General features: G+C 67.6%; 8 protein-coding genes. 5 read left to right on the top strand and 3 right to left on the bottom strand.

Annotation, left to right across the window (positions count from 1 at the left end; genetic code table 11):
- From VF542_RS19030 to VF542_RS19020, 3 genes are all read left to right on the top strand, one after another.
- A partial coding sequence (locus VF542_RS19030; RefSeq protein WP_408653273.1) for a hypothetical protein occupies positions 1-211 on the top strand: 211 nt, incomplete at its 5' end.
- 126 nt (positions 212-337) lie between these two features.
- The gene (locus VF542_RS19025) at positions 338-694 is read left to right on the top strand and encodes a hypothetical protein (protein ID WP_408653272.1); all 357 of its coding nucleotides are present in this window, start codon (positions 338-340) and stop codon (positions 692-694) included.
- Positions 695-1,236: 542 nt separating this feature from the next.
- Positions 1,237-2,304 (top strand): S16 family serine protease, encoded by a 1,068-nt coding sequence (locus VF542_RS19020; protein WP_408653271.1) that lies wholly within the window; start codon positions 1,237-1,239, stop codon positions 2,302-2,304.
- A 252-nt stretch (positions 2,305-2,556) separates the two neighbouring features.
- Here the strand turns inward: VF542_RS19020 and VF542_RS19015 are convergent, their stop codons facing one another.
- Positions 2,557-3,165: a DUF1810 domain-containing protein gene (locus tag VF542_RS19015; RefSeq protein ID WP_408653270.1), complete on the bottom strand. Its 609-nt coding sequence runs from the start codon at positions 3,163-3,165 to the stop codon at positions 2,557-2,559.
- Between the two features lie 250 nt (positions 3,166-3,415).
- Between VF542_RS19015 and VF542_RS19010 the strand changes: the two genes are divergently transcribed.
- Entirely contained in the window at positions 3,416-5,719 is a 2,304-nt protein-coding gene (locus tag VF542_RS19010; RefSeq protein WP_408653269.1) for a DUF7594 domain-containing protein, read from the top strand.
- A 37-nt stretch (positions 5,720-5,756) separates the two neighbouring features.
- Here the strand turns inward: VF542_RS19010 and VF542_RS19005 are convergent, their stop codons facing one another.
- Entirely contained in the window at positions 5,757-6,449 is a 693-nt protein-coding gene (locus VF542_RS19005) for an N-acyl homoserine lactonase family protein (RefSeq protein WP_408653268.1), read from the bottom strand.
- A 252-nt stretch (positions 6,450-6,701) separates the two neighbouring features.
- Here VF542_RS19005 and VF542_RS19000 point away from each other — a divergent pair, with 252 nt between their 5' ends.
- Entirely contained in the window at positions 6,702-7,118 is a 417-nt protein-coding gene (locus VF542_RS19000; protein ID WP_408653267.1) for a hypothetical protein, read from the top strand.
- A gap of 177 nt (positions 7,119-7,295) precedes the next feature.
- On the opposite strand, the gene VF542_RS18995 is transcribed toward VF542_RS19000, so the two are convergent.
- Positions 7,296-8,426 (bottom strand): NAD(P)/FAD-dependent oxidoreductase (locus VF542_RS18995; RefSeq protein ID WP_408653266.1); only part of this gene is annotated, 1,131 nt, incomplete at its 5' end.

The raw sequence follows: 8,426 nt of genomic DNA, 5'->3' as shown, positions 1-8,426 counted from the left end.
GCGGCTGGCGGCGACGCTGTCCCTGGAACTGCCGAGGACGGTGCGCTTCGACCGGTTGTCGTTGTGGCAGACCGCCGGCTCGGACGCCAGCAGGTGGCGGCTGGTCGCCGACCGGCAGCTGCCCATCAGCCGCAACCGTCGGCGCACGTCCTCACCGGTCGCCGGCCCCGCGGGTCAGCGCCGCGAGCGGCGCCGTGTCATGGACGTCTGAGCAGACACCAGCCACGCGGGTCTCGGCGCCGGGATCCAGGACCGCCCGGGGCGCTGCCACGAGCCTCAGGCCTGAGTCCACCCTCGCACGGTCCGCACGCCGCCCGTTCCGAGGCGCGGCCGGCGGTTGGACGCGGCGAGGACGCCGCGGCTGGACAGGTGCGACATCAGCGACCAGCGCGACAGCGAGGAGAGCACCGAGCCGGCCGATAGCCACGAGCCGATCGAGAATATCGACAGCGCGGAGCCGACACTGCCGATCGAGGCGAACGATCCGACGCTGCCGATGGACAGCACCGAGCCTGTGGACGCGATCGACAGCACGCTGTCCTGTGACCACAGTGACCATCGCGAAGACTGGCGCGAAACCACGGGCGGCGACGCGGGTAAGCCGGTACTTGTCATCCCGGGAGCATGGCAGCCGTCGCGCGCCTTGGAAATACCTCGATACGCAGACGGTGGCCGCAGCGCCGTCCACCGGTAGCTCACCGTCAGCTACCAGTCGTTTACACCCTGCGCACAGGAAGCATGCAGGCAGCCGCAGGCCGTGATTTTCGTCATGATCGAGATGGTTCGTCCATATCTGTGGACGGATTATGGGCGTGTGCTGATGCCTTTTAACGACGACATTAGCTACGGTCTGTGATAGCTGTGGGACTGCACGTCACAGCGCCTTCACCTAGTGATGTTTTGTAGTCGTTAAGTTACGCGGGGTGACGTAACAATTGGGAATACCCATATGTAAAAAGGGGTTTCGCGCGGTGTAGTCCCAGTGTAAGTTTTCCCCACGACGCCCGGCAGGATGCCGGACGCGATGGCCACGGCAGGCCGAAACCCATCACCCCACCATGACCCTCCCGGCAGATGCCCCGAGTGGCCAGCGGATGCCCCACACCCAGTCGGTGCGATGTCAGAGAGCGAGGCGGTCAGCATGATCACGGACAGTGCCGCCACCCTCGAAGGGCCATACGTGCCGCTTACCGGCGTCACTCACTCGGCCGTGCGCCCGCAGACAGGCGGTGCCCAGTGAGGTTCGACGCGGGGCAGACCGCCTGGAGCTTGCCGTCCCCGTTGCGGGCACCGGTGCCGTCGCGGCGTCGCGGCCGGCTGCCGGTGGCGGCCGTGCGTCCGGACTACGAACTGATCCAGATGAACGCTTCGCGCCTGGAGACACCGGGGCATGATCGACCCGCGCCGGCCGGCGCTGTCTGTGCGGTCTCCTACCGGGCAGAGCTGCGGCCCTCGACCTGGGAGCTGCTGAGCCACCTGGTCGACCCGCAGGCAGCGGTGGTGGCCCGGTCCCGGCTCACCGGCGGTCGCCCGGTCGACGAGTTCGAGGCGGCGGGCCTGGATGACTCGATGTGGTCGCTGGAGTCAGCGACCGCGGCGGCGGCGGCCCTGCTCGGCGAACCGGTCCGCGAACTAGGTCGTGGCGCCGCGATCGAGGCGCTCCGCGACGACACCGTCGGCCTGCGGTGCGGCGACACCATCATCGCCGTCGACGGCAGGACGGTTGAGACCGCGGTGCACCTCAGGGCCGCGCTGGCGGGTCTGGAGTCGGCCGAGCTGACTGTGCTGCGTGGTTCCGGTGCCGAACAGCCGGGAAGCCTGTCGAAGGTGGCCGTCAACCGGCACCCGGACGGCGCATGGGGAATCCGCGTGGTCACCGCTGACCGGGTGCTGCGTCACTCGATCGACGCGCGGTTCAGCATGCCCGACGATCTGCGCGGCCCCTCGCTGGGCCTGGCCTGTGCGCTGAGCGTCGTCGATGCCTTCACCGACGGCCGGCTTGCTGCCGGCGGCACCGTCGTCGCCACCGGAACGGTCGACATGTCCGGCCGGGTGGGCGGCGTCGGGGCTATTGAGTTCAAGGCTCGTGCTGTGCGGGCACATCCGCACGTACGTCGCTTTGTGGTTCCCGCTGAGTCGGGCGCCGACGTGGACAACGCGCGTCGGGTGCTCGGTGGGCGGGCAGAAGTCGTGGCGGTGGCGTCGCTGGCTGAAGCCGTAGAGGTGCTCTGCGGCTTCAAATGGCGAGGCAAGAAAAGCATCCATCGATCACCTGATCGGCAATGGGTTAGCACCGTCCGGTAAGGCGTCCGTCCGGCGCCGAACACTTTCCTTGGAGGGAAAATGCGTTACACGTCCGCACGTTGGTCCTCGGCCCGCTGGTCTTCGGCCCGCTGGTCCTCGGCCCGCTGGTCCTCGGCCCGCTGGTCCTCAGCCCGCTGGTCGGCCGGCGCAGGTACGACAGTCGACAGCGTCGAGCTGTAACCCGACCGCTCTCGTCACAGCCGGGCGGCAGGGTCTCCTGCCGCCCGGTTCTGATCCGGTTAGCCGGGTCAGCTAATTCGCCTGCCTGACCGCGTGGTTGCCGCGCGTCGTCTGCAGGCGCTGGTCGGTGGCTGGATCTGCTATGCCCCCGAAATATCGGTCGAGCACCTGTGCGAACACCGCCTCTTCCGCTGCCGCGCGCGCGAACAGGGTCATCGACGATCGTAGCTTCTGCGCGTCGATCTCGCCGAAGATCTGCTCCGCGCTGCGGTCCTGGAGCTGCGCCACGATGGTCGCGCAGTCGATGAGCCGTGGCCCGAGCACCGGGTGCCGCAGATACGCCCGTGCCTGCGAGAGCGAGCTGAGCGCGAACTTCTTGGACATCGGGCTCTGTCCCAATCCCGCGATCTGCGGAAAGACGAACCACATCCAATGGCTGGTCTTGCGGCCCCGGCGCAGCTCCGCGACGGCGTGGGCGAAGGTCATCCCGGCGTCCTGTGCCTGTACGAACCGTTCCAGGTCGTCGAAGTCCTCCCGGCCCTCGCCGGTGTCGTTCCGGCTCTGGGCCCTGTCATCCCGGCTCTCGGTCCTGTCGTTCTGGCCCGCTCCGGCGTCGTTCTGGCCCGCTCCGGCGTCGTTCCGGTCCGCTCCGGCGTCGTCCCGATCCCGAGCGTTGAGCATCGGATCTCCCTGTCTCCCGCGGCACGCGGCACCGAATTCTGCCAATGTGCCGCAAAACATTGATACTCCGTTACTCTTTGTAACCGACCGGTTCGGTCGATGAGGGGATCTGTCCGAACAAAATCCCCGAATCACGGAGTACTGCATGTCGAATACCAAAGCAAACACAACTAAAAAGGCTGAAGCGAAGGTTACTGCCCGTTACCGTGTTGGTCCTCGGCTGCGTGGATTACCCGTTCTGTCGACGCTGTTGTCAGCCCTGCTGGTAGCCGGCCTGCTGGTAATCGCTGGTCAGCACCGGCCCGCGAAGGCAGCGGCAGCCGAGGCCCCCATCCGGGCAGCCTTCTACTACGGATGGTTCCCCGAGACCGAGCACTGGGCCTCTCACTACACCCCCACTGCCGGCAAGTACGACAGCAGCGACCAGGCAGTCGTGGCCACCCAGGTGCGCCAGGCCAAGGCGGCCGGCCTGAATGCCTTCATCTCCTCGTGGTGGGGCCAGGGCAGCAAGACCGACTCACGGCTGCCGTTGCTGCTCGACACCGCCGCCGCCCAGGGATTCAAGGTGGCTCCGTACTACGAGAAGGAGGGATTCGGCAACCCGACCGCCACCGAGCTGAGCTCTGACCTCGCCTACCTGGCTGCCAAGGCCGCCGCCACTCCGGCGTGGCTGCGAGTGGGCGGCCTTCCGGTGCTGTTCGTCTACAACGCCGATGACACCACCTGCGCCATCGCCGATCGCTGGGCCAGCGCCAACCAGGGCCGGTTCTACCTCAACCTGAAGGTCATGCCCGGCTACCAGAACTGCGTCCACCAGCCCGACGCCTGGCACCAGTACGGCCCCGCCTCGGCGATCCAGCAGGTGCTGCCGTGGTCGGTGAACGTTGCGCCTGGTTTCTTCAAGTTCGACGAGAGCACTCCCCGGCTGGCACGCGACATGGCTACTTTCAAGTCGGCGCTTGCCCAGCAGGTCAAGTCCGGCGCGCAGTGGCAGCTGGTGACCAGTTGGAACGAGTGGGGCGAGGGGACCGGTGTCGAGCCGACCGTCCAGTTCGGGCAGTCCTACACCGACGCCATGGCCAGCGCCTACCTGCCGGTCAGCACGCCGACCACGAGCACGCCGACCACGAGCACGCCGACCACCAGCACGCCGACCACCAGCACGCCGACGAGCACGGCACCCGTGCCGCAGTCCAGCGTGGGCCTGCCGAGCGCCGACAGCTACGTCGCGTCCAACGCCACCAGCGCCAACTACGGCACCGCCGCCACCATGCAGCAGAACGCCACCAGCAGCGCGACCGCGGTGTCCTACCTGAGGTTCCCGGCCCCGGCCGCCCCGGTTGTCAAGGCCACCCTGCGGCTGTTCTCCCGCTCGAGCGGCGTGACCCCGTCCAAGGTGTTCAACACGTCGGCGACCTGGGACGAGCGGACCCTGACCTGGGCCAACCGGCCGGCGCTGGGCACCCAGGCCGGCACCACCGGTACCCTGACTGCCGGCCAGTGGACCCAGGCGGACGTGACCACGGCAGTGCGGGCCGGCGCAACGTCGTTCGCGCTGACCACCGCGGCCACCGCGACCCGGTACTTCGACAGCAGGGAAGCGGCCAACCCGCCGCAGCTGGTGCTCGAGTACTCATCGACCAGCTCGGCTCCGGCGACCAGCTCGGCTCCGGCGACCAGCTCGGCTCCGACCAGTTCGGCTCCGGCGACCAGCTCCGCTCCGACCAGTTCGGCTCCGGCGCCTACCCCCACCGGGGTCACCAAGGTGCTGACGGTGGTGATCGAGAACCACAGCATCGGCCAGGTGCAGTCGGGCATGCCCTACGTCGACGGACTGGCCAAGCGGTTCGCCTATGCCACCAACTACACGGCGATCCGGCATCCGAGCCTGCCGAACTACCTGGCCATGGCAGGTGGTGACACCTTCGGCGTCACCGATGACGCCGCCCCGTCCAGCCACCCCATCGCCGGCGACAGCGTGTTCGACCAGGCCATCGCCCGGGGCAAGACCGCGGCGACCTACGCCGAGACCATGACCAGCAACTGCCAGCTGAGCAGCTCCGGCCGGTACGCGGTCAAGCACAACCCGTGGGCCTACTTCAACGGGACGACCCAGCGGGCGAATTGCAAGCTCTACAACGTTCCTTCTGGAACTCCCAGCAGCGGGGCCATGCACAACGCGGTGGCCGCCGGGACGCTGCCCAACGCCGGGTACTGGATCCCGGACCTGTGCGACGACGCCCACGACTGCTCGCTGACCACCGCGGACAACTACATCAAGTCGTGGATGCCCCAGATCATGGCCGGTCCGGACTACACCAGCGGCCGGCTGGCGATCGTGATCACCGCCGACGAGGACGACAGCCACAGCGGCAACGTGGTCCTGACGGCGGTGGTCCACCGCAGCCTGGACGGGACCCACAAGGTGGTGACCAGCGCGATGAATCACTACAGCCTGCTCCGGATGTATGACCGGGTTCTGGGTGCGCCGTTGCTGCGCGGGGCTTCGACGGCCAGCGACATGGCCGCCGTGTTCGGGCTGCCGGTCGCCTGAGGTGATCGGTAGCTGGGTGTGGGGGCCGGTAGCTGGATCAGGGCTGCCAGACGGAGTGGTCGTGAGCAAAGACCACCCGGGCCGGATCCAACTGCCTCAGCCGTTCGATCCAGCCCGGAATACGGGGTAGCGGTGCGGCATGCTGGTCCTGGTGCGCTCGCCAGGCCAGCATGTCGGCGCTGAAGTCGGCGGCGTTCTCGTGGCTCTGGCCGGCGACCACGACGGTCCCGTCCGGCTGGCGGACCACCAGCGACTGATGGCCTTGAGTATGGCCCGGGGTGGGGATGAGCAGCATCCCGGGCAACACCTCGGTCTCGCCGGTCAGCTCCTGGTACCGCGTGCCGGGTGAGTCGATCAGCTCGGCCAGGGTGTAGTTCTCGGCGGTGCGGGCCGTTGCCAGCTCCACGGCCTGGGTCAAGATCGGCCGGCCGGCGAACAGTCCGTTGCCACCGCAGTGATCGAAGTGCAGGTGGCAGTTGGCGACAAGGTCGATCTCTGCAACGCTGCCACCAGCCATCGCCAGCGCCTCGGCCACGCCGACGCGGCGCGGGCGGTAGTGATCGTCGACGTCGGGACGGCTGCCCATCCCGGTGTCGAAGAGCAGCACGCCCTGCGGGTGCCTGACCAGATAGCCCAAGCAGGGTTCCACCCGCGGCGAACCGGACGGGGTTTCCTCGCCGGGCCGCACGAAGTACCCGTAGTCGAGCCGGTGCACCGATATCGGCGTCATGTCGGCGAGGCCCCTTTCTGGCGGAGGTGGCTCCGTGCTCGCGGTGCTGGTTCCTGACCGGGCGGTGTCCTCCGACGGTATGCCCTGATGTCAACGCGAGGTTCGCATGGTTCGCCTCGATCGAGCACACGATGGACACTGGACATGGCGGCTGAGAGTCCAGCCCGATGAGGTAACCCAGCCGTCCTAGCGTCGATGTCGCACGCCTGGCTGGGCTGTAGAAAGTGAGATCAGTCAATGGGTGACGAGACCATGGACGTTGAGGCCGTTCGCAAGCAGTTGTCGATCGCGGTCTCACAGCAGCTCGGGTCGCTGGTGAGCATGACGCTGCTCGCCGGAAGCCTGCGGGGTGCCTCCTACGTCGGGCTGAAGGTCCGGCTGCGGGAATATGCGGTGACCGAGGTGACCGACACCGAGCGGCTGGTGGAGATGTTCTGTGCCCTCGGCGGGGAGCTGCAGCCGTTGGATCTCCTGCCGCCGCCGGCCACCGACTCCGCCACCGCGTTGAAGGAGTTCATCGAGCGTGACAAGCAGGTGATGGCAAGCCTGCACGCCGTGATCAGCAGCTCCGGCCAGGAACCGCAGAGTGAGGCGCTGGAGCACCTGATCGAGCACATCCTGCTGCGCAAGCAGGAACAGCTGGACTTCCTGTTGCTGGCTCAGGACTGAGCCACCGAGCCGGCTCACCTGAGCCTGCTCGTCACCAGGTGCCCTCACGTGGGTACCGGCAGAGCGAGGCGGTCACCCGCCGCACCGGGTGACCGCCTCGCCTGCCGGAAGTCCCGCTCGGCTCGGTCCGCCGTCGCTGTGGAAGCTCCGGCTGGCCGACACGTGCGCGGGATGACGCTAGAAGATCCGCCTGCCGTGCAGCACCTCTTTCACGCCGTTGCCCACGAAGCCGAGCATCAGCGCGCGGACGTCGGGTGGACCCTGGGTGACGGCCCAGAACGCCATCTTCGCCAGGGTCTTCGGCGTCGGGTTGATGAAGCGCTGGCCCCGGTTGGTCCAGCCGTAGTGGCGCGGAACGTGCTCGGCGCGTTCCAGATGCGCATACAGGGCATCAGCTGCCTGCCGCGCGGTGATCTCGCCGGCCTCGTACGCCGCGCACTGGGTGACCATGTCCTCGAACAGCAAGCGGTAGCCGGTGTGGTCAGACCAGTGCAGGCCGGGATTGTCGGCCTTCTCCAGCTCCAGGAAATGCCGCTCGTCCCCGTCGGCCCGCCACCTGCGAAGAGCCTGATGGGAGCGGAAGGTGCCGGCGTTGGAGCCCCAGGCCCAGATCCGGAAGACCGCCGACCACAGGTCGTAGTCCTCGAAGGAGATGAAAGCGGAATTCACGAGGTCGTCGTTGCCCTTGAGCAGTGACTGCTGGATCCGGTCCACGTCGGCGAAGCGCTCGGCCGAGAAGTCGCCATCCTTGACTGCCCGAAGCAGTCGCCAGGCCAGCACGTTGATCGTCTCGCAGGTGTTGGACATGCCCCGGGAGAACAGCGGGTCGAGAAAGCCGGCCGCGTGCGCCAGCAGGGTCCAGCGATCGCCGACGGTCTGGCTCGCCGAGTACTGCAGGCGGCCGGTGCGCACCCACTCCCGCATGGGTTGGGCGCCTTCGAACTGGCGAACCAGGTCCGGGAAGCGTTGTACGTGCTTCCAGAACTCCTGCTCGGGGGTGAGGTCCTCGTCGATCGGGTAACGGCGCTCGTCCAGCACCAGCCCCACGCTGACCAGCGGGTTGCGTGAGTCCGGGGTGTTGTTGAAGGGGATGACCCAGAACCAGCCACGTTCGAAGATGTGGTGGATGGTGCCGCTGGACCACGGTATCGGCGGGCTGTCCTCGGGCGGGCGGGCGAACACGTCGTCGGTGTCGGGCACTCCCACGAAGTGGTTCCAGATCGCGCGGGAATGATGGTTGTACCGGCACGGGTCCTCGCGGAGCCCGAACTTCTTCGCCAGCACCGAGTTGTGCCCGCTGGCGTCCAC

The organism is Jatrophihabitans sp. (assembly GCF_036389215.1).
In the GTDB taxonomy this organism is placed as follows: Bacteria; Actinomycetota; Actinomycetes; order Mycobacteriales; family Jatrophihabitantaceae; genus Jatrophihabitans_A.
This window is presented reverse-complemented; position numbering and strand designations above follow the sequence as displayed.

Excerpts from the sequence above, each read along its gene's own strand:
- VF542_RS19015 (WP_408653270.1), bottom strand. The coding sequence starts at position 3,165 with ATGCTCAACGCTCGGGATCGGGACGACGCCGGAGCGGACCGGAACGAC.
- VF542_RS19005 (WP_408653268.1), bottom strand. The coding sequence starts at position 6,449 with ATGACGCCGATATCGGTGCACCGGCTCGACTACGGGTACTTCGTGCGG.
- VF542_RS19000 (WP_408653267.1), top strand. The coding sequence starts at position 6,702 with ATGGACGTTGAGGCCGTTCGCAAGCAGTTGTCGATCGCGGTCTCACAG.